Genomic DNA, 25,280 nt, shown 5'->3' with positions numbered 1-25,280 from the left:
GCCGGCCTCATGCTGGTGGCCTTTACTGGGAAAGACCATGACCGACACAAAAAAGCATTACCAATCCCGCATGCGCAAGGTGCTCGATTACATCGACCTGCACCTTGATGACTGCCTGGACCTGGATACGTTGAGTGGCGTTGCGGCTTTTTCGAAATACCATTTTCACCGGCAGTTCATGGCGACGTTCAGCTTGCCCTTGAATCGCTACGTCCAACTCGCGCGCCTGAAACGCGCCTCCTACAAACTGGCGTTTCGCGAACATGAAACGATTACGCAGATCGCCATGGACACTGGTTACGCAGCACCCGACGCTTTTGCCCGTGTATTCCGACAACGGGTGGGACAACCGCCTTCGCATTTCCGCAAGTCTCCCGACTGGCAGCGCTGGAACACCCTTTTCACGCCATTGCACACTGCGAGGAACCGTCTCATGCCCACGCCCTATCAGTCCAGTGACGTACGGATCCGTACGGTTCCTGCAACCCCCGTCGCCATCATGGAGCACCGAGGCGATCCCTCGACGATCGGGACGACCCTCCGACGCTTCATTGCATGGCGGCGAAGTGTCGGCCTGATCCCCTCGATCAGCCCGACGTTCAATGTATTTCACACCGACCCGCGCACCACGCCACCGCAAGACTATCGCCTGGATTTATGCGCGGGGACGGGCCGACCTGTCGTGCCGAACGGAGAAACGATCAAAGCTGGCAGTATTCCCGCCGGACGTTGTGCAGTGCTGCGGGTCGAAGGGGGCGCAGACAACCTCGAGCCCGCCGCGCTGTACCTGTACAGGGACTGGCTGCCGGCCAGCGGTGAGGAGCCCGGAGATTTCCCCCTCTACTGCCAGCGCATTACGTTCTTTCCGGACGTTGCTGAGAACCAAGCCATTACCGAGCTCTTTCTGCCGCTCAGGTGATCGTCTAGTGGGTAATGCCAGTCAGTTAAAGATCAAACGGCACAAAACCTGTGGGAGCAAAGCTAGCTCGCGATAGCGGCAGACCCGTCAATGGGTTGTCGACTGGCTCACCCCAATCGCGAGCAAGCTTTGCTCCCACGGGTATGAGGCTTAACTGACTGGCACTATCGTCTAGTGAGCGCTTTTTTCCTGTCTAGCCGATGTACGAGTAAACAGCGAAATCGAACCCATTGAATGGAAAGGAAGCAACTTCTTTCATACCCATTTTCAAATGCGCACGGAGCGAGGGTTGATTGTCCTTGCGTATGAAAAGAATACCTTCACGCCCCCGCTCGAGCCGCCGGAGCTCCGCGAACATTCGCTGGGCCAAACCCTTGCCACGTTCCGCCTCGCCCACGCAAATCGGGCCATAGACATAGGCATCCGGCGTTCCATGATAAGCGGCGAACATCGCCTGTACGATCGGTAAGTCAGCATTCATCGCCCGCGTGGTAGTCATCAGGAAACCGGTGATACGACCCTCTCGACGCGCAACAATCAGAGGCATTTCCTGCATCATCGCTGCCACACGGGCCCTTGGCAGGCTCGCAGAAAGCGAGCCGCCGCGGGCCATTTGATTCGCGGCCTGAAGCACCAGGATCCCGTCCAGATCGGCCTCATTGGCTCTGCCGACATCGGTTTCATGATTCGTCATTCGAGGTATCTCGCTGGCTAGTTAAATGACTACTTCTACCGTGCCTGCCAAGAGATTAGTACAGGTCAACAATTACAGGATTTATACCTCGACAACGTGGGTCCCAATCCATAGGCAGAACCAATACATTGCATTGCATATCGGTCTTGGACGCTATAGCTAAAGCGGCAGATGATGGCTTCAACCAAGCGACATCAACCCGATCCAAACCGATAGGAGCTACGCCATGCAACAGTCCCACGCCTACAACGACATCAGCCTGGCCCTGACCACCGAAGTACTGGATGCCAAGGCACGCAAGCACCTGTCCTGGCAAGACTTGGCCGATGACACCGGCCTGAGCCTTGCCTACGTCACCGCCGCCCTGCTCGGCCAGCATCCATTGCCGGAACACGCGGCGAAGGTGATTGGCGAGAAGCTCGACCTGACCGCTGACTCGGTCGCCCGTCTGCAGATCATTCCCCTGCGCGGCAGCCTCGCTGGCGTGCCGACCGATCCGACGATCTATCGCTTCTACGAAATGATCCAGATCTACGGCACCACCCTCAAGGCCCTGGTTCATGAGCAGTTCGGCGACGGCATCATCAGCGCGATCAACTTCAAGCTCGACATCAAGAAAGTCGAAGACCCTGAAGGCGGCTCGCGTGCGGTGATCACACTGGACGGCAAGTTCCTGCCCCTGCGTCCGTTCTGATCGTCCCGCTGGCCCCAGGCGAACCTGGGGCTTCGCTGCAAACAACTTATCGCTGATTTGAACTCACTACTCATTCTTGCGTGGAGCATGACTCATGAAAAAATTCCTGTTTCTGGCCCTGTCGCTGACCGCCTCGCTGTCGGCCCATGCCCAACCATCCACCGCACCTGCGGACGTCGTTTCCTATGCCTACGGCATGCATCTGGACATCGCCCAGGTGTTGGACATCACCACGCCCGCCGATGTCTGCGGGCCGACGCCAGTGCAAATGACCTATCGCGATTCCCAAGGTGAAACCCACATTCTTGAATACAGCCTGATCGGCAACGGCTGCACGAACTGATAACACCCTATTCATTGGAGGCAAGCAGCATGAAAGCGCTGATCGAAGGTTTCCTGAAGTTCCAGCAAGAGGTCTTTCCACAACGCACGGACCTGTTCAAACACCTGGCCACCACGCAACACCCGGGCACGTTGTTCATCACCTGCTCCGACAGCCGTGTTGTGCCGGAGCTGCTGACCCAGCAGGAACCCGGCGAACTGTTCGTGATCCGTAATGCCGGCAACATCGTGCCGTCCTATAGCCCGCACCCGGGCGGTGTTTCAGCGACGGTGGAATATGCCGTCGCGGTGCTGGGCGTGAGGGATATCGTGATCTGTGGTCATTCCGATTGCGGTGCCATGACCGCCGTCGCCAAATGCGCCTGCATGAATCACCTGCCGGCGGTCAGCGGTTGGCTGCAACACGCCGAGTCGGCACGGGTCATCAATGAGTCACGACCTCACGTCGATGACGCGGCGAAAGTCAGTTCGATGGTGCGTGAAAACGTCATCGCCCAATTGGCGAACATCCAGACGCACCCGAGTGTGCGGCTGGCCCAGGAGAAGGGCTTGCTCAACCTGCACGGCTGGGTCTATGACATCGAGACCGGCTCCATCGACTCCCTGGACGTCGACAATCGCCGCTTCAGGTCCTTGGCGGACAACCCCCAGGCGTGTGCCGTACCGGCCCGGACGGCGACTGCCGCGTGAGGGTCGCTGCTTGGTCTAGGGCAGTTGCCCACCTCGATCACGGTGGCGAGGGAGCTTGCTCCCGCTGGGCTGCGCAGCGGCCCCAAAGCCATCCACCCCGTGCAACAGTGTCTCCACGAAAGCCACGGACGCCGCGCTGTGATAGTTGTTCTTGCGCCGCAACAGCGAAGCTCCACGCCGGGGCGCCGCGTCCTGCAGCGCCAGCTTGCGCAGTGCGCGCTCCTGGGTGGCGATGGGCTCTGGAAGAATGGTGGCGACGGCCGAATGCCCGATCACTTCCAGCAACGTGCTGACCGAATTGACCTCAATGCTCACCTTGGGCGTGATCCGAGCCTGGACGAAGTAGTCGTCGATGCACGTACGGGTGGCAAAGTCCGGGCTCAACAAGGCGAACTCCAGTTGCCCGACCTGCTCAGCCGTCAGCGCGGCCTGACAGTCATACAACGGGTGATTGCGCCCCACCATCAGTCCCAGGGTTTCGGTGAACGCCGGGATCGATTCGATATCGGCGCTCCTGACCTGATCGAATGCGATGGCGATGTCTAACGTGTCATTCGCCAAGCCCTCCTCGATATCGACCATCGACAACTCGAAGATTTGCAGATGGATATTCGGGTATCGCGCGCGGTAGTCACGCACCAGCGGCCCGACCAGGTAAGCCATGAATGTCGGAGTCATGGCCAGCCTCAAGCTGCCGCGGGACAGGTCCTTGACGTCGTGCAGCGCGCGCTTGCCGGCGGCCAACTCCACCAGCACCCGCCGGGCGCATTCGATATAGGCCGCCCCGGCATCCGTGGGCCTGACCGTGCGAGACGTGCGGTCGAACAGACTCACCCCGAGGGTTTCTTCCAGTTGCCGGATCTGTTGCGACAGGGTCGGCTGCGACACGTGCAGCACCTCGGCGGCACGCGTGAAACCGCCGTGGTCAGCGACCGCCAACAGATAGCGCAAGTGACGTAGCAACATCGGAACCACCACCTGGAGCTTGGGTAATTGCGATGCATTGTATAGGGGACATGTCGCGTCCACATCCGCCACGGGCTCAGCGTTGCGTTTAGCGGGTCGGCGTCAGCCTCAGCACCCGCATCACAAAAGCGCTCGCCTTCGCCAGCATGGCGCCGCTCGTACTCGGCTGGCACATGGCGTTCGAAACCGGTGCTGCGGACTCGCTGGCCAGGGCGCCCATCAACTGGGGCAACAGGAATCCGCTTTCGTATTCTGGGTGAATCGCAACAGAGGTGTCCGACCAAGGGTTGCCGGTGCAGGTGACGTCGAACATGGGAAACCTCCTGGAGAATGGAGAACGCTGCGACGGCCCGAAACGGTCGATCGCTTCTGGGATCAGTTTCACTGGCGAACAGTTTTTAGAGAATGCCCAGGAATCTGATGACTTGATTGCGCCATCTGAAACAATCGCCCCGGGCAGCCAAAAAAGCCCCGGTGCCGTTGCAATGCTGTTCACTTAAGGCAGTCGATAAACCCGTGGCGAGGGAGCTTGCTCCCGCTGGGCCGCGAAGCGGCCCCAAAACCTGCCAAATGCGGAGCATCAGACACACCGCACCCGCCGGTTTACGACTGCTTCGCAGCCGAGCGGGAGCAAGCTCCCTCGCCACAGGGTCCATCATGTTTCTTCAATGAACAGCATTGCGGTGTCGTTGAGGCAACCGGGGCTTGGGACCGGTTATGAATCACGCCGGTTTTTTCAGCGTGTCGTACGCCTCAAGCGAGCGCAGCGAGTAGATGTAGGCAGCCCCCGCATTCAACGAAATCGCAGTGGCCAGGGCCGCTGCGACCTCTTCACGGCTCGCCCCCGCCTTGATCGCCGCATCCGTGTGGGCGGCGATACAGCCGTCGCAACGAGTGGTCACGGCGATGGCGATCGAGATCAGCTCGCGGGTCTTGGCATCGAGCACGTTGTTTTCGCTGGCGGCTTCCCCGAGCGCCATATAGGCCTTGACCATTTTCGGGTTGCTGCGGCCCAGCGCGCCAAACGCTTTCTGAATGGTGGGCAACAATTCGGACCAGTTATTGAACATGGCATTAACTCCTGAGTGGGTTGGGTGTACTGTTTTGACGCCCTCAGTTTTTCACCCTGGCGCCACTCGGTTTTGCTCAATCCGCTCAGTTTTTTTGGCGAAACGCTCAAATGAATGCGATCGATAAACTCATCAGCCTGGCCAACGTTCGCGGCAGCCTGGACCTGCGTTGTCAGTTCCAGGGCGACTGGGCCCTGGATCACGGCCAGCATGCCCTGGGCACGGCTCCCTATCACATCGTGCTGGCCGGCGAATGCCGCGTCGAGTTTGCCGATGGGCAGCGCTTGCCCATGCGTGCCGGTGACATCCTGCTGCTGCCGCGCGGCGCCCCGCACCTCATGCACAGCCCTGGGAAAATGGTGACGCCGACCCTCCCCCGGATCGTGACCGGAGGCGCCCTGCCGATTCACCGCATTGGCGGTGCCAGCGCGGAGCTGGACATGCTTTGCGGTGGTTTTCACTTCAACCGGGCTTCGTTGCTGTTCAGCGCCCTGCCCGACTACCTGGTGATTCCAAGCGGCGCCTTACCGGCCAACGGACCTTTGCCGGCATTGGTGGAAATCCTTCGCGGGGAAGCGGACGGGAACCAGCCCGGCGCTCGCTTCTTGCTCGACGCCTTGTCCCAGGCCCTGTTCACCCTGATTCTGCGTGCGCACCTGGCGAGCCATGGCCAGGACAGCGGCTCCCTGGCCCTGCTCAGCGACAAACGCCTGGGCCGGGCCTGGCAGGCGATGCTGGCGGACCCTGCGCACGAGTGGACCATTCAAGGCCTGGCGGACCTCGCGAGCATGTCCCGGGCCAATTTCATGCGCGCATTCGTCAAGCTGGCCGGCGTCTCGCCATGGGTGCTGTTGACGCAAGTGCGAATGGAGTTGGCCTTCAGTCTGCTCAGCCACTCACACCTGGGGCTGAGCGATATTGCCGTACAGGTCGGCTACCAATCCCAGGCTGCGTTCAGCAAGAAATTCAAGGAAATCTACGGCGAGGCGCCAGGGCGGGTGCGTCGTGGGATCCAGGCCCCGAACGCGCGCTGACTACCAAGAGATATCCGCTCGCAGGGCCGGGTGCTCGCGCAGGTGCTCGACGATGTAGTCCACGAAACTGCGCACCCGCATCGGCGCCTTGCGTCTTTCGCGGTAGACCACCTGCACGGGCATGGAGGGCGGTTCATAGGCTTGCAAGACCCTGCGCAAGCGTCCGCTGCTCAGATAGTCGTACAACGGATAGCTCAAGCAGCGCGTCAACCCGGCCCCATGAGCCGCAGCGTCGATGGCCGCCTGTAGCGTGGCGCAACTGAGCCGCGTGCGGGCCTTGAAGCCGTTGGCCTCGCCCTGCTGTTGAAAAGACCACTGGACCCAGTCCTGGTTGGCCTGCGTGGCGATCAGTCGGTGATCGTGCAGATCCTGCGGCACAACTGGCTCACCATACATCGCCAGATAACCAGGACTGGCGCAGACGAGCGAGCGAACGCTACCGACAGGTCGTGCGATCAATGAGCAACTGGGTAGATGCCCTACCAGCACCGCGACATCCAGCCCTTCTTCATGCATGTTCGGGAAACGATCATGGTAGTGGGCCAATAGCCTGATCTCGGGAAAGTGATCCATGTAGCCGGCCAATACCGGGGCCATGACATAACGGCTGAACAACGTGGGCAACAGAATCGTCAAGTTGCCCTGCGCCTGGACATGCCAGCCCTTGGCCGATGCTTCAGCCTCGTCAACGGCCTTGAGAATGCGTGAACAATCGGCCATGAAGCCGACCCCGGCTTCCGTCAGCGCCACCCCGCGCGTGCTTCGTGACAGCAGTTGCACACCCAGTCGCGCTTCCAGTCGAGCGACCGCACGCATCACGGTCGGTCCGGAGACGTTGAGGCGCTGGGCGGCCGAGGCGAGGCTGGAGCACTGCGACAGCGCGTGGAATACCCTCATTTCATGGTGGCGCGCCATCAGCCGTTGCCTTTTACGACAGGCTTGAGCGTGACGTCGTCTCCCAGCCGATCCGCGAGGTAGTCCACGAACGTACGCACCTTGGCCGGCACCCGATTGCTCTTCTGATACACCACGTGAATCGGCAACGCCGGTGGTTCGAAAGCCTTGAGCACCACTTCCAGTTCACCCTCGGCGACCTGCCGGGCCACTTGATAGGACAATACCCGGGTAACGCCCCAGCCCTGGCGGGCGATATTGATCGCGGCCTGATTCGCGGTCACCACCAGGCGTGGGTCAACCCGCAGGCTCAGCGAGTTTGCTTCGTCCATGAACTGCCAGTGGCTCAGCAAATGACTGGCCGAAGACATCACGATATTGGCCGTGCTCAACTCGCCAGGATGGGTTGGACGTCCATGGCGCTGGAAATAGGCCGGGGCGCCGCAAATCACTTGGCGTACCTCACCAACCTTGATGGCGTGCTGATTGTTTTCCTGCAAATGGCCGATGCGGATCGCCACATCGATGCCCTCGTCCGCGATATTCACCACACGGTCGACCAACAAGGCATTGAGGTGCACCGAGGGAAACCGATCCAGGTAATCCGTCAGCAAGGGCGCGATGTACAACTCGCCAAACAGCACCGGCGCGGTAACCGTCAGATACCCGCACGGGATCGAGTAGCTGCCGGCGGCGGCCTCCTCGGCCTCTTCGAGCTCACTCAGGATCCGCCGGCAATCTTCCAGGTAGCGTTGCCCCGCTTCGGTCAGGTGCACATTGCGGGTGGTACGAGACAGCAGTTGGGTGCCGATCCGTTCCTCCATCGCCGCAATGGCCCGCGTCACGCTCGGTGGCGAAATGCGCAAGCGCCGGGCGGCAGCGGCGAACCCTTCCTCCTCGGCAACCACCATGAAAATCTGCATTTCCTGAAAGCGATCCATGGTTGATCCAGCCTTGCTTGAGGGAGATTGAACATACGTGGCGGTTTCGGCCTCAAGGCTTGCCGGAAGAGGCCTCCCGGCAAGCTCCTGCGGTTTGACTCAGGCTTGCTGCAAGCCCTTGGCGGTGCGCTGCATGCCGACGAAATTCGGCAAGGCTTCGATGCTGCCCAGCCAGGCACGGACGTTCGGGTAGTCGGTCAGCGCGACGTTGCCTTCCGGTGCATGGGACACGTAGGTGTACGCGGCCACGTCAGCGATGGTCGGTTGCTCACCGGCCAGGAACCGGCTTTGCCCCAGCTCCGTCTCCATCACCTTCAACAGGGCGTGGGAACGCTTGATGGCATCTTCGGCGTCATAGCCGGCGCCGAACACGGTGATCAATCGGGCGTTGGCCGGCCCCTGGTTGATCTGGCCCGCGGCCACCGAAAGCCAGCGCTGCACCCGGGCCTGGGCGAGCGGATCGCCGGGCAGCCATTGGCCCTTGCCGTATTTGGCCGCGAGGTAGACCAGGATCGCGTTCGAGTCGGCCAGCACAACACCGTTGTCATCGATCACCGGCACCTGGCCGAAACTGTTGATGGCGAGGAACTCCGGGGTCTTGTGCTCGCCTTTCATCAAGTCCACGAATACCAGCTCGGTCGGCAGGCCCAGCAGCGAGAGCATCAGCTCGACACGATGGGCGTGACCCGACAACGGGTGGCGATAAAGTTTGATCGCGTTCTCAGGCATGACGTACTCCATGTTGTTTGGGCTCGAAGCGGTGATCGCGTCGATGGGGCTATCCTCTGCTCCTGCTCCGGACAGTGGAATAACCAGCTTTTACAATCCAGCATTTCACCCAGTGAAACGATCGCAAGCCCTAGACCTCAAGCACCAGCGGCTCGCTGCCTTGAGCCGGCACCGCGCAACAGATCAGCACTTCGCCTTCGCCAACCGGTTCGGCCGGCTGGCTCAGGTAATGCACCTGGCCGCGGCTCAAGCGGGTTTTGCAGGTGCCGCAGGAACCGCCGCGGCAGCTGAATTCCGGGTTCAGGCCGCGCGCTTCGGCCAGCTCCAGCAGCGTTCCGCCGCCGGGCTCCCAACGGGCCTCCTTGCCGGAACTGGCGAACAAGACCTTCACCGCTTCAGTCGCGGCCGGCACTTGCTGGGGCGCCGGCATGCTGACTTCGATGTCCCGCACAAGGGTGGAGGGACCGAAGGTTTCCGCATGAATGCGATCGTCAGGGATGCGCAATTTGCGCAGCCCGTCGTACAGCGCCTGGGTAAAGCTGCCCGGCCCGCACAGATAGAAGTCGTAGTCGTTGAGTGGCAGCAGTTTCTTCAGCAGTTCCACATCGATCCGGCCCGCCAGGTCATAGCCTTCACCCACCTTTGCTTCGGTGGGCGGTTGGCTGACCATGCGCACAACCTGGAGCTTGTCGCCGGCACGGGCGGCCAGTTCGTCGATCTCTTCACGGAACGCCAGGTCGGCCACCGAGCGGGCGCTTTGCACCAGCCAGACCGGACGCATGCGGCTGATGCGTTGCCCCTGGTAAACCACCTCGCGCAACATCGACAACAGCGGCGTGATGCCCACCCCCGCTGCCAGCAATACCAACGGACGCCGCTCGGTGGCCTGGACGGTGAAATGGCCCTGGGGCGCCCGCGCTTCGATCTCGTGCAACGCCCGCACCTGCTCATGCAGGTGGGACGACACCGATCCATCGCGCTTGACGCTGATGCGCAAGAAATCATCCGACGGCGCACTGGAAACGCTATAGGTTCGGATCGACGGCGTTTTCTGCCCCTCCAGCTGGATCCGCACCGGCAAATGTTGCCCGGCTTCAAACCGAGGCAAACCCAAGCCATCGCTCGCCTGCAGGTAGAACGAACGAATGTTGTGGCTCTCATCCACGACTCGCGCAACCCGCAACGCACGCCAGCGGCTACGCAGCGCCTCAGCCTGCAAACGCTCGGCGGCTTGCTCCCAACTGCCGGTCATCAATGAATTGGGCGAATCGCCTTCATCCTGATCCTTCCAGCGCAGCGCGATGGCGGCCGGACGATAGACGATGCGTTGCGGTGTGAAGCGCAGCAGCCGCTCGGCGCCTTGGAAGGCATTGATCTCGGGATCGTCCAGCAGGACTTGCGCCGAGCCACTCATTTGCAGCAGATCGCCGGTCTGGAAATCGACGAACACCAGCCCGGCCCGTGGGTTGAGCAGGATGTTGCCCAGGGTGTTGAAGAACAGATTGCCGGAAAAATCCGGAATGGTCAGCGACCCGTCTTCATCCATGCGCACGAACCCAGGCTTGCCACCACGGTGAGAAGCATCGACCTGCCGCTCGCCATCTCGCACCACGTAGGTGGCGATATAAAACGAATCGGCCGCCGTCACCAGGCGCCGGACCAGCGGGTCTGACACGCTCAACTGACGCGGCGCGACCGCTTGTGCGTCGACAAATTGATACTGGCGCAGGTTGATGTAGCGAGGGCAGTTGCCATAGGCCTGGCTCACTGCAATCTCCAGCCCTGGGGCAAGCTGACGGCGCACGACGCCGTTCATGCGATTACGCCGACGGGTGTGCAATTCGATCCCCAGCATGCCGATGGCATCCCCCTCGCCCATGCCCTCCTGGGCGGGATCGTTCGGCTCGGGCTCGAGGTTGATGTGCAGGGTCTGCGGATCGGGCGAATTCATGAAACCCGGTTGCCCCGCGCGCAGGGTCGCCCACACGTCGCCTTGCCGATCCACCGCCCCCAGCACCACGAAAGGCAGTTGGGCGTAGAACTCCCGGTGCTGGTCCGGCATCCACGTACGCGCCAGTTGCCGTTGGCCGACACTGGCCATCATGTCGACAGCCCCGACGGAGAGCTGCAAGGTCAGCTCTCCTTCGTGCCAGGGCGAGGTTTTTGCTTGCAAGGCTTCGTCCATCAGCTACTCCTCGCGCTCGCAGCATGAACGCCTGCGCCAGTGCGCTACGGTTAGGGATTCTCCGCCATCGTTTGCACGGGTGTGCAAGTGGCTGGCGTTATCTTCTGCCCAAAGCGGTTGCGCAGGAATACGCACGAACTGCAATCCACCGTTTCATAAAATGGAATGGTGGGCTCATGACCTGACACTGGCGAAATGCTTGGTCAATTCGAGCAAGGTCACCCGCAACTCCGGAGGCCGCACGGGCTTGGCCAGGATTGAAATGTTCATGTGGTGCAGGGCGTGGCGAATTCTTTCGATTTCATGGCCGGTCATGATCATGGCGGGGACTTCCCAGCCTCGCTGTTCGCGAATCGCAGCAATGCATTCGGCCCCCGAGACTTTCGTACCCAGGTCGAAGTCGGCAATGATGATGTCGCAGTCGCTGGTCACACCCACCCCGTCGCTGTGGGTTTCCACTTCGCATCCCCACTTCTCCAACAGCGCCGACGTCGCCATCAGCACGTTGGCGTCATCCTCCACCAGGCACACCCGCAAGCCCTGCAAACGGCTTTGCGTGGGCACCGGTCTGTCCACCACAGCCCTTGGCGCGACCCTTTCCAGCCCTTGGATCGTGGCGCGCGTGCCCTGGCCGAGCCGGGAGTCCAGCTGGATGTCCAGATTGATCAGGTGGCTGATTCGCTTGACGATGGACAACCCCAGGCCCAGCCCCTCGACATCCTTGTCACGGACATGGCGTACCCGATAAAACTCCTTGAACACCTCAGGCAGATGTTCGGCGGCAATGCCCCGGCCCTTGTCGTAGATGACGATGGCCAGGCCATTGCCTTTCGGACGCACACCGATCAACACCGGTTGGCCGGGGGCATATTTGAGCGTATTGGAGACCAGGTTCTGCACCATGGTCGCCAACAAACCGGCATTGACGCTGACCCAGTGCCGGCAAGGCCGCAGGCGCAACTCGACACCGGCCCAGCGGGCGGCTTCGGTGTTCTGCTTGACCACATCCTGGAGCAACGCGCCCAGGTGCACGGGTTCGGCCTGGGGTTCAAGCTGCCCGTTGTCGAGGGTGTAGATGTCCAGGATCGAACGAAACAGCTGCGACACGATGTGCAGCGAACGGTCGATGTTGTCCACCAGTCGCAGCTCTTCCTGGCCCAACCGGGCATCGCGCAAGCAGGCGGTGAATAAGCCGATCGAGTGGATCGGCTGGCGCAAGTCATGGCTGGCCTGGGCCAGGAAGCGGGACTTTTCCTGGTTCGCGGCAATCGCCTCTTCCGAAGCGATGCGGGTACGGGTCAGCAGGATATGCGCGTAGGCAGGCACCACGATGGTGGTGACGATCAACGTCAGGAACAGATAGGGCTGGCCACGCCAGAACGGCGTGAGCAGGAAAATCACCCCCAGTGTCGACAGCGCGAGAACGGTTGCCAGCGCCAGGTAACGCGAGCCGAAGCGCATGCCATTGCCCAACGTGACCCAGAGCAATGCCGCGTACACCGGCAGCGTGCCCTCCCCACCGACGATCAAGGCAAAGGCGAGGCTTGCATAATCCAGTGTCATGGCAAAAAGACGACGCAGGAAGAAGTGCCCGGGCCAGCGCCTGACGGCCATGCGCAGCGGGACCGCGGCGCCGAAGAAAAAGGCCATGTACCACAGGATCGGTACATAGGTTTCGAAGTCGCTGGCCAGAAAGGCCACCACAATGATGTAAAGCGCAGTGCACGCCCCGACCGTCAATCTCAATGTCGCCTGATCAAGCTCGCTATTCTTTTCCGTCATAGTCACAGGAATATTCCCAACATGAAAGTTTGTATCAACTTGAAAACCAAGGGAGTCGTTTAGGTTACGATGTGCGAACTTGAAGTCAGAAGGATCTGAAGCATGACGTGCAGAGTCATTGTGGCAGATGACCATCCTTTGTTTCGTGAAGGTATGTTGAGAACCATCGAACGGCTTCTGCCGACAGCCACCATAGAACAAGCTGGCAATCTGGATGAAGTATTGGCGCTGGCGCGTTCCGGGGTGGAAGTGGACTCCCTGATACTCGACTTGCGCTTTCCCGGGATCAAATCGCTGCAAGTCATAGGCCAGTTGCGCAGTGAGTTCAAACGGACCTCCATTATTGTGGTTTCAATGATGGATGACATCGAGGTTATTTCCCAGGTGATGGCGCTGGGTGCCGACGGTTTCATCGGCAAGAATATCGACCCTTCCGATATTGCCGAGGCCATCATGGCAATACGCGAAGGCGAAGTGGTGGTGAAGTATCAAGCTGAAAGCTCGGTCCTCGACGATGCGCTTTCCCAGCTGACCGTACGCCAACGGCAAGTGCTTGGGTTGATCGCGGCCGGCAAGACCAACAAGGAAATAGCCCGGGACCTGGGCATTTCCCCCTTCACGGTGCGCATCCATGTCTCGAGCCTGCTCAAATCCCTGGGTGTCCCCACGCGCGCGGCGGCCGCGGCGCAATTTTCCAACTTCCCAAGCAATGGCGGATGGTCGGAAAAACAAGACAATTAAATGTATGGCGGCCGCAAATATTCATTGAACGTTACCCTCCTGGTTCGTCTCCCAGGCCATAGCACACTTGTACTATAGCTTCGCCCAGTACTCTCCCCCTAAGCTGTGGGCGCTCCATACAAAGGCTGTTCGAACAGCCAAACATAAAGAAAGCCAACGCGCCATTCGCCGTGCAGTATCACTGTGCCTATCGAAACGTTATGGCGTGCGCAGCCTATGGATTAAATAAGTCCACAGGCGGCGCACTGCTGGGTCAACTTCACCGTCTGCGCGGTTGAAATGGAATGGTCCTGACATTAACTCAAGGTAAGTCATCATGTCCTTCGAATATGGAAAAACACTTAGAAATGGATTGGCGCTGTGCGTGCTGGCGGGCGTACTCAACGGTTGTGCAAACACCGGTGACCTGAGCAACTTGGGCAACTTGATGGGCACCTTGAATCAGGGCGCCCAGAAATACGACGTCTCTTACCTCAAGCAAACGATCATTCCGGGCAAGACGACAAAAGGCCAGATCACCCAAATGTTCGGCGCGCCGACGAATGAAGAGCTCAATTCGACCAGCGCCAGCAACGAGTCGAACTGGACCTATGAAAAGAGTGATGAGGGCCTGGATAAATACATGAAGCTGGCCCATAAGTACGTGTCGCCCGAGACGCGCCTGAAGATGGCCGACACCTCGGCACAACTGTACAAGGCACAAACCGTGGCTAACGACGTCAGCAGCGTGACCGGTGGGAAAACGGGCCAAAGCCAGACCCAAGGTTCGGTATTGACCATTTATTTCGTCGATGACGTCGTGAAGTACTACAGGGTCTACTGACGCAATGACTCGTCCGTTGGGGGCAGCATCAAGCCTGTCCCCAACCTTCACCGATCACTCCTTCCACGTACCTCCGCTCAACGCGCAACTCTTGCGGGTGCTGTCCAACAGCTCAACGGTACGCTTGTAGTAATAAAAGTCCACGCCCTGCCCGTTCACATTCACACAGGTGCCCTGGGGATTCTCCGGGCAGGTTTGCGAGTAGGTGATCCTGCCCGCTTCGCCACCAAGCGCGACCGGCATGTTGGCGAAGGATTCACAACTGGCGCGGAACTTGGCCGCCGGTTGCTTATCGCTCGCCTGCACGCAGTCTTTCGCCTCGATGTGTTGCCCCATGACGGTCATCTCACCTTCCATCGTGCACGCCTGGCTACCTGCATGGGCCACTGAAGCGCACAGCATCGCGGCGCTGATCACACTGAAAAAACGAACGACTCCGTTCATGTACTCTCCCGACGTCCTGAGTGGTCATACCTCCTGAAGTATCCTGACTCGGGCAACAATTCTGAATAGCACAGATGGGCTAGCCGCTAAGCTTGCTCAAGGCACCAGAGGCACATGAGGTTCGAACGCCCGTGGAAAAGAACAGTGAACTGGACCAGGCCACGTTGCGCCTGATCGTCAGCGCCTGTGCGCTGTTGTACATCGTCGTATTGGCCAGCCTCCATCCCGACGATGCCACAGGCTACGTGCCCATCATCATTTACATCACAACGTTTATCGTCGCCTCGGTATTCCTGCGCATGATCATCAAGCGTTGGCCAGGACACTTCTTCTGGCGACGCCTTTTCTCGATGCTGCATGACTACACGGGTATCGCTTTCGCCATGGTGCTGGGCGGTGAAAGCGCACTGCCGATCTACGCGGCGCTGCTCTGGGTCACCCTGGGCAATGGCATGCGCTTCGGCTCGCGCTACCTGGCACTGGCAACCGTTATCGCGCTGTCGACCCTGGTGCTGATTTTCTGGCTCAATCCGTTCTGGCATGGCCAGCCCTACATGTTCCTGATGTTGATCGTCACCACCATCGTGGTGCCGGCCTACGCGCACATTTTGCTCAAGCGCACCCGCATTGCTTCGGAAGAGGCGATTGCCGCGAACCAAGAGAAATCCCGCTTCCTGGCCCAGGCCAGCCATGACCTGCGCCAACCGATCCACTCCATCGGCCTGTTCACCGCCTGCCTGCGTGACGCCAGGCTGGGCCTGGAGGAATTGCGGCTGGTGGACAACATCGACCGTTCGCTGCACACCGTGTCGCAGCTGTTCCGTTCGATCCTCGATATCTACACCCTGGACCATGGCCAACTGATGCCGAAGGCCGAACCCGTGCACTTGGGCGCGCTACTGCAGGACGTGGTCAAGCAGAACACAGAGGCGGCTCGCTGGGCTGGGGTCGAACTGCGCCTGCGTGCCTGCCCTTACTGGGTCAGCGTCAATCCAGGCATGCTGACCACGATGATCCAGAACCTGCTGTCCAACGCCCTCAAATACGCGCCCGGCCAACCGGTACTGATCGGCGTGCGACGCCAGGGCAAGCGCCTGGCCGTGGTGATCTACGACAAGGGCCGGGGCATTGCCGCCGAACATTTGCCCGAAGTGTTCAAGGAGTTCTACCGCGTGCGCCATGTGCGCGACAAGGATGTCGAGGGCCTTGGCCTGGGCCTGTCCATCGTCAAGCGCATCAGCCAGATACTCGGTGTCGATGTACACATCCGCTCCACGGTCGGACAAGGCACCAAGGTAGCGATCAGCGGCCTGGAACTGGCAGCGCCAAGGGCCATGGAGCCCAAGGTGTCGCCCGTCCAGAATCGCTTGGACGGATTACGGGTGTGCTTGGTAGAAGACGACGCCAACGTCCTGATGGCGACGTCGGCGCTCCTGGAAAAATGGGGTTGCGAGGTTGAGGCCCACAGCGACGGCGAGGGGCTGACCAGCGATTGCGCCATCGTCATCGCCGATTTCGACCTGGGCACGAAAGTCTCCGGCGCCGAATGCATCGCCGCGATACGCGCACAGCGCGGCTGGGAAGTCCCGGCATTGGTCATCACCGGACACGAGATCGAGCGCATACGCCAGTCATTGCAAAGCCTGAACATCTCGGTGCTGGCCAAGCCCGTGCGACCGCCGGAGCTGCGAACAGTATTGCTTGAACTGCTCAAGTCCATGAATCGCGAGGGCTCAGCTCACCTCAACCCACCCAGCCGATAGCCGTCTTGGGAATCACCTCGGACTCGTCGAGCTTGGAGGCAAACATGCTCACCGCATCGAGGGCATCGGTGGTCCCGTTCCGGATCTGCACGATGACCGATCCGGCCTGGTCTGCCAGGGTGACACCGCGCAAGGCGCCCTCGTGGGTCACGTTCATGCTCGCGACGGCATCGCGGGTTTCGGAGAGGATCATGCCGATCATTTCAGCAATCTCCGAGGTGGAACGACTGGTGCGCCCGGCCAGTTGCCGGACCTCGTCGGCCACCACCGCGAACCCCCGCCCCTGATCGCCGGCCCGCGCAGCCTCGATGGCCGCATTGAGGGCCAGCAGGTTGGTCTGGTCGGCAATGCCGCGAATGGTGTTGACGATGGCCGTGATCTCTTCCGAACGTGCGCCCAGTTGCCCAACCAGGCGCGCGGAGGCGCCGATGTTGTCGGCGATCTCGCGCATCTCCTTGGCGGTCTGGTGGATCACCTGGGCGCCCTGCTCGGCCACGCGTTCGGTCTCGGCGGAGATGTGGTACGCACGGGAGGCGCCGCGTGAGTCCTCTTCGAATTTCTCTACCCGTTCGGTGATGTCGCTGGCGAACTTCACAATCTTGCATAACTTGCCTTCGGCGTCGTAGACCGGGTTGTAACTGGCTTCCAGCCAGACAACTTTGCCGTTTTTGCCGAGACGCTTGAATTGCCCGCTGAAAAACTCACCGGCGTTCAGACGACGCCAGAAATCACTGTACTCCGAGCTACCCACCAGGCTCGGTTCGCAAAACATCCGGTGGTGCTTGCCCTTGAGTTCGGCCAGTGAGTAATGCATGACATTCATGAAGTTGTCGTTGGCGGTCAGGATGTTGCCGCCCAGGTCGAACTCGATGACCGCCATGGCCCGGTCGAGGGCCGCCAGCCGGCCACGTGTTTCGGCCTCAGCGGTGACCTTGGCGGTGACATCGAGCGCGTACTTGACCACCTTCACGACACGGCCTTGTTCGTCCACCACGGGGTTATAGCTGGCTTCCAGCCACACGTTCTGGCCTGACGCGCTGCGGCGGTGAAACGTGCCGGATACGAATTGACCGGTGCGCAACTTGTTCCAGAATTCACGGTACTCGGCGCTGCCCGCCAACGCCGGGGGGCAGAAATCCCGATGGGACAGGCTGGCCAATTGTTCCGCACGGTAACCCATCGTGCTCAGGAAATTCTCGTTAGCCCGAAGGGCCTTGCCATCGGAGCTGAACTCGATAACAGCCATCGACCGCTCCAGAGCGCCGACCAGTCCTTTGTAAGTTGCCAATTCGGCCGTCCTAGCCGTCAGTTCATCTTTTAGTTTTTTATTAAACATGACGTACCCTCGAAGTAACCGGACCTTATATACATATCGACTGGTTAGCTTGGGGCTGAACGGTATGGCGTAATTATGTTTCGACGCCAAAACCCACCGAATCCATCAACCACGTTCTAAAGGCCTGCACCTTTGGGGCATCGGCCAGTTCATGTGGGGTGACGAAGTAAATCGCGGGGTTGTCCGCAAGGCAGCATCATAAAAACTTCATGGTGCCGGAGCATGATCGCTACGTTTGCTGATTACTTTCGTTCCCATTCAGCGAGGCAGGATCATGCCACCGCAAGGATTCCAGGTGGACTTCGCCCATCGACCACGGCTTGCCGATCTGCACCCCCTGCAGGAACCCGCCAGGCGCTTGTCCGGCACCCTGCGCAAACAGGCAGGGCCGGCCGTCACACCGGCGGTGCAGTTGCAAGACCGGCAGGGATACGACAGCGGCTTTCTTGGCGACTTCATCGTGCCTTGGCCAAGCGTGGAAGCGGCGTTGGTCGATGACGTCTACCCGACCGGCACCGTCGACAATCGCCTGGATTATCAGCACTTCTCCATCCTTCTTTCGCGACGGCGACGCCTGGCCCTGGTGGCGGGCGTCAACATCGATGGCGCCAGCAGTGTCGAGATCGACCGAGGTCGTGATGCCTGGGCATACGACGGTCGAATCCCCAGCGATGCCCAGATTGGAGAAGCGCTGTACGCCGGCAATTTGCTGGATCGCGGTCATCTGGTCAGACGACAGGATCCCAATTGGGGCTCCGAGGCACAGACCGCCAACAACGACACCTTCCACTTCACCAATTGCTCGCCGCAGATGACAGCCTTCAATCAAAAAACCTGGCTTGAGCTTGAGGATTACATCCTCGATAACACGCGCCGGTGGAAAGCCAGGGCGACGATATTTACCGGGCCCTTGTTCCGGGACGATGATCAAACGTACAGAGGCGTACAGATCCCCACTGCGTTCTGGAAAGTCGTGGCCTTTCTCGGTGACGACGGCAAACCTTCGGCCAGTGCCTACATGATTGACCAGCGCCAGGAACTGGAAAAGTTGGAACTTGTGTTCGGAGCGCTCAAGACCTACCGACGCAGCGTCGATCAAATTGAGACGCTGAGCGGTATCCGCTTTGGCGACTTGGCTGACTACGACGGCTTTTCCAATGAAGAACGACTGACAGGTACGAGGATTGAAGCGCCAATCCGTGGGCCTGAAGACATCCGCCTTTGAAAACGGTGGGAGCGAGCTTGCTCGCGATGACGGCGACACAGCCAACATCCCCGCAAGCTGACCCGCCGCTATCGCGAGCAAGCTCGCTCCCACAGGGGATTGAAGCTGCATGGGATGTTGGTGAACGACTCAAAATACTGTGGGAGCGAGCTTGCTCGCGATGACGGCGGCACAGTCGACATCCCTGCAAGCTGACCCGCCGCTATCGCGAGCAAGCTCGCTCCCACAGGGGATTGAAGCTGCATGGGATGTTGGTGAACGACTCAAAATACTGTGGGAGCGAGCTTGCTCGCGATGACGGCAGCACAGCCAACATCCCCGCAAGCTGACCCGCCGCTATCGCGAGCAAGCTCGCTCCCACAGGGGATTGAAGCTGCATGGGATGTTTGTGAGCGATTCAAAAAACGGTGGGACTTATTCGCTCAAGGCTTGGCTGAAGGAGGTGTCGATAATCCCGGCAGTGGCCAGCGGGGCTGGCAGCGCCTTGACCTTGAACAGGAAGTCCGCCGTGCTTTGCAGGTCGGCGGCGGCCTGTCGATCCACCGGGCCGACGCTCATGTGGGCCTGGCGCAACCAATGGCGTGAGACGTTCTGGTCGAGGTTGGCCTTTTTCGCCCACAAGTCCGCGTATGAGTCGGTGTGGTTGTCGACCCAGGTGCGGGCTTGTTTCACGCGGCCGAGGAAGTCGGCGATGGCTTCGCGCTTGCTGTCGATGGCCGGCGTCGAAGCGGCAATGGCGCTGAGACCGGGCATGAGGTTTTTCGCCGTCAGGATCGGCCGGGCGCCGGAGAACAGGATCTGTTGCGAGATGTAGGGTTCCCACACCGGAAAGGCATCGATGCTGCCCTGGGGCAAGGCCGCCGCCGCGTCGATCGGCATCAGCTTGATGAATTCCACATGGTTCTCCGGCAAGCCGGCCTGCTCCAGGGCGCGCAGGGTCAGTTGCTGGCTCCAGGCGCCCGGCCAATAGGCGACCTTCTTGCCCTTGAGGTCGGCGATGGTCTTGACCGGTGAGTCCTTGGGCACCAACAGCGCAATGGTGTCCGGGTTCTGCCGCGAAACACCGATCAGTTTCACCGGTGCCTGTTTGGCAGCCAGGAACAGAAAACCCGAATCGCCGAGAAAGCCCAGGTCCAGGTCGCCGGTATTCAGCGCCTCGGCCAGCGGCGCGGCGGCTTGGAAGTGTTTCCAGTCGACGCGGTAGGGAGCGCCCTCAAGGACCCCCGAGGCTTCCACCGAAGCCCGCACGTTGTAGTAGTTCTGGTCGCCAACATGCAGGACCAACGGCTCACTGGCCTGGAGCAAAGGGGCGGCGAACAATGTGCTGAGGAGCAGACCGCGCAGGGATCGGGCGAACGTCATGAAGGCAATCCTGAATGAATTTCATAGAACATAACGCTCTTGTAATTCCTATTCGAAATTCTTTTAACGCATAAGCTCATAGTCACAAGTAGCCATTGTCCATGACCCAACAGTGCCGCAACAGACTGTTGGCTGGGCAACATTTCCTTGAAGCCTTCACCCCCGTGGCGGCACCCGAAAACCGCCCATTCGCCGGCTATGGCACAGAGCCTGCAATATTCCTTTCAAGCGCGATTTTCTTTCGCGCTCCGATCTTTCGGAAATAAGAACATTGCCTTCTCACCGCCTTGCTGGAGCTGTTCCATGAAACCCGACTTCCGCTTCCCACTGGCCCTCGCCAGATCCCTGATCGGTGCCTGTGCCCTGGCGTTGAGCCTGCCGACCCTGGCCCAGGCCGCAGAAAGCCCTCCGGCCGAAGTGCACCTGGATTACGCCTATTACTCGCCGGTCAGCCTGGTGCTCAAGCATTTCGGTTACCTGGAAAAGGCCCTGCCCCAGACCAAGGTCAGTTGGGTCCTGAGCCAGGGCAGTAACCGCTCCCTGGAATACCTCAATAGCGGCGGCGTCGACTTCGCTTCGTCCGCCAGCCTCGCCGCAGTGCTGAGCCGGGCCAATGGCAGCCCGATAAAGTCGGTGTATGTCTACAGTCGCGCCGAATGGACCGCCCTGGTGGTGCGCAAGGATTCGCCGTACCAGACGGTCGCCGACCTCAAGGGCAAGAAAATCGCCGCCACCAAAGGCACCGATCCCTACCTGTTCACCCTGCGCAGCCTGCAACAGGCCGGGCTGAAGAAAGACGATGTGGAGCTGGTGCACTTGCAGCACCCGGACGGTCGCACCGCCTTGGAAAAAGGCGATGTCGACGCCTGGGCCGGTCTCGACCCGCACATGGCCGCCAGCGAAGTACAAGCCGGGTCGCGCCTGCTGTATCGCAACCCCGCCTTCAACAGCTACGGCGTGGTCAGTGTCACGGAGAAATATGCCCAGGAGCATCCGCAAACCATCGACACCGTGCTTGCGGCCTACGAACAGGCCCGGGCCTGGTCGGTGGAGCATCCGCAAGAGCTGGCCAAATTGCTGGCCGACGAATCCGGACTGCCGCTGGAAGTTGCCCGGCTGCAACTGTCCCGCACCGACCTGGGTAGCCCGCAGTTGAGTGCCAAGGATGTGCTGGCTTCCAAGGCTGCCGCGCCGATCCTGGTCTCGGAAGAATTGGTTCGTCGCGGGGTGAATGTGGACCAGGTGATCGATCAATTGCTCGACACCGGCCGCCAGCAGGCCGTGGCCCGTCAATAACCCTTGCCCAGGCGACAGCCGATCCGCGCCTGGCGCGGATTCGGCGTTGCCGGAGGAACGCCATGAGCAGTAACAGCGAAGACCTTTCCAGCCCCCATTTGGCCCTGCCCGCATCGGGCAAAGCGCCCCTGTTCAATCCCGACCGCTGGCGGCTGCGCCTCAAGGGGCTGGCCCTGCCGGTGCTGATCATCGTGTTCCTGGAGATCATCGTGCGCATCGGTTGGCTGCCCGCCTACCAGATGCCGGCCCCCAGCGAGATCGCCCTGACCCTCGGCGACCTGGCCGAAGGTGCTCTATGGAAACATATCAGCGCCAGCCTGTTGCGAGTGCTGCTGGGCTTTGCCATCGGCGCCAGCCTGGCGTTGGTCTTCGCCGCCTGGGTTGGCTTGAGTCGGGAGGCCGAAGCCTATCTGGAGCCGACCTTCGCCGGCCTGCGCTCGATCCCCAGCCTGGCCTGGGTGCCATTACTCCTGCTGTGGCTGGGCATCGACGAAACCTCGAAGGTGGTGCTGATCGCCATCGGCGCGTTCTTTCCCGTGTACCTCAATGGCGTGGCAGCGATTCGCAACATCGATCGCAAGCTGGTGGAGGTCGGCCAAATGTACGGTTTCAGCCGCCGCCGTCTGGTGCGGCGGATTCTCCTGCCCGCCGCCCTGCCCGGCCTGTTCACCGGGTTGCGCGGCGGCATGAGCCTGGCCTGGATGTTCCTGGTGGCCGCCGAGCTGATCGCCGCGACCAAAGGCCTGGGCTATCTGCTCAGCGATGGCCGCGAAACCTCGCGTCCGGACATCGTGCTGGCGGCGATCATCGTGCTCGCCCTGCTGGGCAAGCTCAGCGACGGCATCCTCGCCGCCCTGGAAAAACATTTCCTGGCCTGGCGCGACACCTTTACCGGCACCGAGGAGTGAGCCATGACCCAAGCCCTGCTGGATATCCACGTCGAGCGCAAGACGTTCGCCGACACCACCGTGCTCAATCATATCCACCTGCAACTGCAACCCCGGGAAACCGTGTGCCTGCTGGGCCCCAGCGGCTGTGGCAAGAGCACCTTGCTGCGCATCGTCGCCGGTCTGGAGAAAGACTTCGAAGGGCAACTGCTCAGCCACACCGAACACCTGGCCTTTGTGTTCCAGGAACCGCGCTTGATGCCCTGGCTGACGGTGCAACAGAACATCGGGTTCAGTGATGACGACGATTACGACAAGGCCTGGGTCGCGCAGTTGATCGAGGAAGTCGGCCTCACGGGGTTTGCCGACGCGTTGCCCAAGGCGTTGTCCGGCGGTATGGCGCAGCGGGTGGCGATTGCCCGGGGCCTGTACGCGCGACCACAGGTGCTGTTGCTGGACGAGCCCTTCAGCGCCGTGGATGCCTTCACCCGAATGAAATTGCAGGACCTGTTGCTGCAACTGGCCGAACGGCATGGGATCGCCTTGTTGCTGGTGACTCACGATGTCGACGAGGCGCTGTACCTGAGCGACCGGGTGTTGGTGATGGACAACCGCCCCAGCCGCATTCGCCAAGCATTGACGGTGCAACTGGACCATCCGCGAGACCGGCGCGACCCGTTGCTGGCCCGACTCAAGGCGCTGGCCCTGACCGAACTGCAACGTGCTCATGTGATTTGATCAAGGCGCTTCGCTAAGCACTTAATAGCATTAACAAATAAACAATCAGTATTTATGGTTATAAAAATAACCACGTACTCTCAACTCATCCCGTCCCATTGGTCACGACAGTGAAGTGCCTTATGAAACCGACTGACAACGTTATCGACTTCGTCCAATTCCGCAAACGCAAGCAGGCTCAGCAACAGGCCCGGGCCATGTGGGAAATGTACGCGCGTAATGCCGGTTACCAGGCGTTCCAGTGGGTCCAGGCGTTCCAGCCGACCAGGACGTACCAGGCGTGAGCGCCCAGGAACCCTCGCGCTTTTTGGCGAGTGCCGACGAACCCGAAGTGGATCTGAACAACCTGGAAGCCTTGGATGAAGATCCGATTTGCGAACGGGTCGCGCAGAACCTGCAACGCCTGCGCGGCAAGCGACACTTGTCCCTCGATGCCCTCGCTCGCCAGTGCGGGGTAAGTCGGGCCATGCTGGCGCAGATCGAGTCCGGACGCAGCGTGCCCTCAATCAAGGTGCTGTGCAAAATCGCCAAGGGTCTGAAGGTGTCGGTTGCCGCGTTCCTGGAACATCGGGCTTTCGAGGGGGTGGCGGTGCTGTCGGTCAGCCAGAGCAAACGCCTGGTCAGCGCCAGTGGCGCCTTCGTCAGCCGTGCCCTGTTCCCGTTCGATGTGGCACGCCAGTCGGAATTCTACGAGCTGCGCCTGAGCCCGCTGGGGGAGGAACACTCAGAAGGGCATGGGCCTGGTGTTCAGGAGAACCTGGTGGTGTCCCAGGGTGTGCTGGAGATCAGTGTCAACGAGGAGCGCTACCTGCTCTCCACCGGCGACTCGATTCTGTTTTATGCCGACCAACCACACCGCTATCGCAATCCGGCCGACAGCGAAGCGGTGGCGTACCTGGTGGTTACCTACCCGGAACGCCTGGACTGAACCCGCCGGTGGCGAGGGAGCTTGTTCCCGTTTGAGTGCGCAGCGCTCACAAAATGGGGGCTGCTGCGCAGCCCAGCGGAAGCAAGCTCCCTCGCCACGGGGCCAGTCTCAAGGATGTTGCCCGGCTGTAATCAGCAGGTGCAGCACATCATCGGCATGCCGTTGCAGCTCATCATCATCGGCATGCTGCAGTCGTCCATCATCTTCATCATCAAGGCGCAGCAGTTTTTCATCATGTCCATGTTCATGCCCGCCATCGGCATGACTTTGCACATCATGCAGTCCGCCATCACCGTGCATTCCATCACGCACTTCATCATCGGCATCGGCATGCCCATCATCGGCATTGGCATCATCATGCTCGCCATCGGCATGGCCATGCTCGCCTGGGACATGCACATCATGCTCATGTTGCCGCAGTGCATCATCATCGGCATGCCGCAGTTCATCATCATCTGCATCATGTCGGCGCTGTTCTTGAACATGGCCATGTCCATGCCGGCGGCTGGCATCATTTTGCACATCATGCCGTCGTCCATCATTTCGCAGGTCATGGTCGCCATCATCATCGGCATGCCCATCATTGGCATCATCGGCATGTTGGCGTTCATTGGCATTGGCATCTGCATGGCGTTCATCATGGTGTTGTTCCCTGTAAGGTTCGAGAGTCGGACAAGCTGATGGGGCGGATTCTAAGCATTGACCCGGGCCCGACAAGATGGCGATCGAACAGCAGGAATGAACGTTCAGACAGGCTTACCGGAGCGACACACGCCAAGTCGTCTGCTGCTGCATGC

Annotated in this window: 27 protein-coding genes and 2 pseudogenes; 15 read left to right on the top strand and 14 right to left on the bottom strand. The window is 60.4% G+C overall.

Annotated elements, in window-relative coordinates:
- Positions 1–37 precede the first annotated feature (37 nt).
- On the top strand, positions 38–919 hold the full coding sequence (locus IB266_RS21975; protein WP_192262415.1) for an AraC family transcriptional regulator: 882 nt from the start codon (positions 38–40) through the stop codon (positions 917–919).
- Positions 920–1,112: 193 nt separating this feature from the next.
- On the opposite strand, the gene IB266_RS21970 is transcribed toward IB266_RS21975, so the two are convergent.
- Entirely contained in the window at positions 1,113–1,613 is a 501-nt protein-coding gene (locus tag IB266_RS21970) for a GNAT family N-acetyltransferase (RefSeq protein WP_192262414.1), read from the bottom strand.
- Positions 1,614–1,839: 226 nt separating this feature from the next.
- Here IB266_RS21970 and cynS point away from each other — a divergent pair, with 226 nt between their 5' ends.
- The 3 genes from cynS to IB266_RS21955 all read left to right on the top strand — a co-directional run bounded on the left by cynS (position 1,840) and on the right by IB266_RS21955 (position 3,339).
- Positions 1,840–2,307, top strand: coding sequence for a cyanase (gene cynS / locus IB266_RS21965; RefSeq protein WP_192262413.1), 468 nt, complete (start codon positions 1,840–1,842; stop codon positions 2,305–2,307).
- A gap of 94 nt (positions 2,308–2,401) precedes the next feature.
- Positions 2,402–2,650 (top strand): DUF2790 domain-containing protein, encoded by a 249-nt coding sequence (locus tag IB266_RS21960; protein WP_192262412.1) that lies wholly within the window; start codon positions 2,402–2,404, stop codon positions 2,648–2,650.
- Between the two features lie 29 nt (positions 2,651–2,679).
- The gene (locus IB266_RS21955; protein WP_192262411.1) at positions 2,680–3,339 is read left to right on the top strand and encodes a carbonic anhydrase; all 660 of its coding nucleotides are present in this window, start codon (positions 2,680–2,682) and stop codon (positions 3,337–3,339) included.
- Between the two features lie 15 nt (positions 3,340–3,354).
- Here IB266_RS21955 and cynR read toward each other — a convergent pair whose 3' ends face one another.
- Together cynR and IB266_RS21945 are read right to left on the bottom strand one after the other, a co-directional pair.
- Entirely contained in the window at positions 3,355–4,305 is a 951-nt protein-coding gene (gene cynR / locus IB266_RS21950) for a transcriptional regulator CynR (protein ID WP_192262410.1), read from the bottom strand.
- 88 nt (positions 4,306–4,393) lie between these two features.
- Positions 4,394–4,618, bottom strand: a complete 225-nt coding sequence (locus tag IB266_RS21945; protein ID WP_192262409.1) for a hypothetical protein — start codon at positions 4,616–4,618, stop codon at positions 4,394–4,396.
- Here IB266_RS21945 and IB266_RS21940 point away from each other — a divergent pair.
- Complete coding sequence (locus IB266_RS21940) at positions 4,617–4,805, top strand: hypothetical protein (protein ID WP_192262408.1); 189 nt, start codon at positions 4,617–4,619, stop codon at positions 4,803–4,805. The genes IB266_RS21945 and IB266_RS21940 overlap by 2 nt on opposite strands.
- A 222-nt stretch (positions 4,806–5,027) precedes the next feature.
- Here the strand turns inward: IB266_RS21940 and IB266_RS21935 are convergent, their stop codons facing one another.
- Complete coding sequence (locus tag IB266_RS21935) at positions 5,028–5,375, bottom strand: carboxymuconolactone decarboxylase family protein (protein WP_060741839.1); 348 nt, start codon at positions 5,373–5,375, stop codon at positions 5,028–5,030.
- A 110-nt stretch (positions 5,376–5,485) separates the two neighbouring features.
- Here IB266_RS21935 and IB266_RS21930 point away from each other — a divergent pair, with 110 nt between their 5' ends.
- Positions 5,486–6,409 (top strand): AraC family transcriptional regulator, encoded by a 924-nt coding sequence (locus IB266_RS21930; protein WP_192262407.1) that lies wholly within the window; start codon positions 5,486–5,488, stop codon positions 6,407–6,409.
- Here IB266_RS21930 and IB266_RS21925 read toward each other — a convergent pair whose 3' ends face one another.
- From IB266_RS21925 to IB266_RS21905, 5 genes are all read right to left on the bottom strand, one after another.
- Complete coding sequence (locus IB266_RS21925) at positions 6,410–7,324, bottom strand: LysR family transcriptional regulator (RefSeq protein WP_192262406.1); 915 nt, start codon at positions 7,322–7,324, stop codon at positions 6,410–6,412. It lies immediately after the preceding gene.
- On the bottom strand, positions 7,324–8,244 hold the full coding sequence (locus IB266_RS21920) for a LysR family transcriptional regulator (RefSeq protein WP_192262405.1): 921 nt from the start codon (positions 8,242–8,244) through the stop codon (positions 7,324–7,326). Before IB266_RS21920 ends, IB266_RS21925 begins: the two co-directional genes overlap by 1 nt.
- A 99-nt stretch (positions 8,245–8,343) precedes the next feature.
- A complete protein-coding gene (locus IB266_RS21915) occupies positions 8,344–8,973 on the bottom strand; it encodes a glutathione S-transferase family protein (protein ID WP_060741835.1) in 630 nt (209 codons plus the stop codon).
- A 130-nt stretch (positions 8,974–9,103) separates the two neighbouring features.
- Positions 9,104–11,158 carry a pyridoxamine 5'-phosphate oxidase family protein gene (locus IB266_RS21910; protein ID WP_192262404.1) on the bottom strand — a complete coding sequence of 685 codons (2,055 nt, stop codon included), beginning with the start codon at positions 11,156–11,158 and terminating at the stop codon, positions 9,104–9,106.
- Between the two features lie 174 nt (positions 11,159–11,332).
- Positions 11,333–12,940 carry a hybrid sensor histidine kinase/response regulator gene (locus tag IB266_RS21905; protein ID WP_192262479.1) on the bottom strand — a complete coding sequence of 536 codons (1,608 nt, stop codon included), beginning with the start codon at positions 12,938–12,940 and terminating at the stop codon, positions 11,333–11,335.
- A 102-nt stretch (positions 12,941–13,042) separates the two neighbouring features.
- Between IB266_RS21905 and IB266_RS21900 the strand changes: the two genes are divergently transcribed.
- Together IB266_RS21900 and IB266_RS21895 are read left to right on the top strand one after the other, a co-directional pair.
- Positions 13,043–13,681, top strand: coding sequence for a response regulator (locus tag IB266_RS21900; protein WP_192262403.1), 639 nt, complete (start codon positions 13,043–13,045; stop codon positions 13,679–13,681).
- Between the two features lie 316 nt (positions 13,682–13,997).
- Positions 13,998–14,504, top strand: coding sequence for a hypothetical protein (locus IB266_RS21895; RefSeq protein WP_192262402.1), 507 nt, complete (start codon positions 13,998–14,000; stop codon positions 14,502–14,504).
- 54 nt (positions 14,505–14,558) lie between these two features.
- Here the strand turns inward: IB266_RS21895 and IB266_RS21890 are convergent, their stop codons facing one another.
- Positions 14,559–14,948 (bottom strand): hypothetical protein, encoded by a 390-nt coding sequence (locus IB266_RS21890; RefSeq protein ID WP_192262401.1) that lies wholly within the window; start codon positions 14,946–14,948, stop codon positions 14,559–14,561.
- A gap of 131 nt (positions 14,949–15,079) precedes the next feature.
- Here IB266_RS21890 and IB266_RS21885 point away from each other — a divergent pair, with 131 nt between their 5' ends.
- Positions 15,080–16,711: a hybrid sensor histidine kinase/response regulator gene (locus IB266_RS21885; RefSeq protein WP_192262400.1), complete on the top strand. Its 1,632-nt coding sequence runs from the start codon at positions 15,080–15,082 to the stop codon at positions 16,709–16,711.
- On the opposite strand, the pseudogene IB266_RS31250 reads toward IB266_RS21885, so the two are convergent.
- Together IB266_RS31250 and IB266_RS31245 are read right to left on the bottom strand one after the other, a co-directional pair.
- Positions 16,692–17,165, bottom strand: a pseudogene (locus IB266_RS31250) (methyl-accepting chemotaxis protein); the annotation flags it as partial. The gene IB266_RS21885 and the pseudogene IB266_RS31250 overlap by 20 nt on opposite strands.
- A gap of 114 nt (positions 17,166–17,279) precedes the next feature.
- Positions 17,280–17,957, bottom strand: a pseudogene (locus IB266_RS31245) (PAS domain-containing protein); the annotation flags it as partial.
- 364 nt (positions 17,958–18,321) lie between these two features.
- On the opposite strand from IB266_RS31245, the gene IB266_RS21875 reads away from it, so the two are divergent.
- Positions 18,322–19,272, top strand: a complete 951-nt coding sequence (locus IB266_RS21875; protein ID WP_192262398.1) for a DNA/RNA non-specific endonuclease — start codon at positions 18,322–18,324, stop codon at positions 19,270–19,272.
- A gap of 414 nt (positions 19,273–19,686) precedes the next feature.
- On the opposite strand, the gene IB266_RS21870 is transcribed toward IB266_RS21875, so the two are convergent.
- Positions 19,687–20,634, bottom strand: coding sequence for an ABC transporter substrate-binding protein (locus IB266_RS21870; RefSeq protein WP_192262397.1), 948 nt, complete (start codon positions 20,632–20,634; stop codon positions 19,687–19,689).
- Between the two features lie 303 nt (positions 20,635–20,937).
- Between IB266_RS21870 and IB266_RS21865 the strand changes: the two genes are divergently transcribed.
- The 5 genes from IB266_RS21865 to IB266_RS21845 all read left to right on the top strand — a co-directional run bounded on the left by IB266_RS21865 (position 20,938) and on the right by IB266_RS21845 (position 24,483).
- Positions 20,938–21,930: an aliphatic sulfonate ABC transporter substrate-binding protein gene (locus tag IB266_RS21865; protein WP_060741826.1), complete on the top strand. Its 993-nt coding sequence runs from the start codon at positions 20,938–20,940 to the stop codon at positions 21,928–21,930.
- 62 nt (positions 21,931–21,992) lie between these two features.
- Positions 21,993–22,838, top strand: coding sequence for an ABC transporter permease (locus tag IB266_RS21860; RefSeq protein WP_192262396.1), 846 nt, complete (start codon positions 21,993–21,995; stop codon positions 22,836–22,838).
- Between the two features lie 3 nt (positions 22,839–22,841).
- Entirely contained in the window at positions 22,842–23,555 is a 714-nt protein-coding gene (locus tag IB266_RS21855; RefSeq protein ID WP_060741824.1) for an ABC transporter ATP-binding protein, read from the top strand.
- A 122-nt stretch (positions 23,556–23,677) separates the two neighbouring features.
- Complete coding sequence (locus IB266_RS21850) at positions 23,678–23,839, top strand: hypothetical protein (protein WP_177431673.1); 162 nt, start codon at positions 23,678–23,680, stop codon at positions 23,837–23,839.
- A gap of 53 nt (positions 23,840–23,892) precedes the next feature.
- Positions 23,893–24,483: a helix-turn-helix domain-containing protein gene (locus tag IB266_RS21845; RefSeq protein WP_192262477.1), complete on the top strand. Its 591-nt coding sequence runs from the start codon at positions 23,893–23,895 to the stop codon at positions 24,481–24,483.
- Positions 24,484–24,614: 131 nt separating this feature from the next.
- Here IB266_RS21845 and IB266_RS21840 read toward each other — a convergent pair whose 3' ends face one another.
- Entirely contained in the window at positions 24,615–25,124 is a 510-nt protein-coding gene (locus tag IB266_RS21840) for a hypothetical protein (protein WP_072404789.1), read from the bottom strand.
- Positions 25,125–25,280: the final 156 nt, after the last annotated feature.

The organism is Pseudomonas sp. Pdm06 (assembly GCF_014851795.1).
GTDB classification, from domain to species: Bacteria; Pseudomonadota; Gammaproteobacteria; order Pseudomonadales; family Pseudomonadaceae; genus Aquipseudomonas; species Aquipseudomonas fluorescens_AA.
Note: the sequence above shows the minus strand (reverse complement) of the source record. Positions and strands in the feature narration are given on the sequence as shown.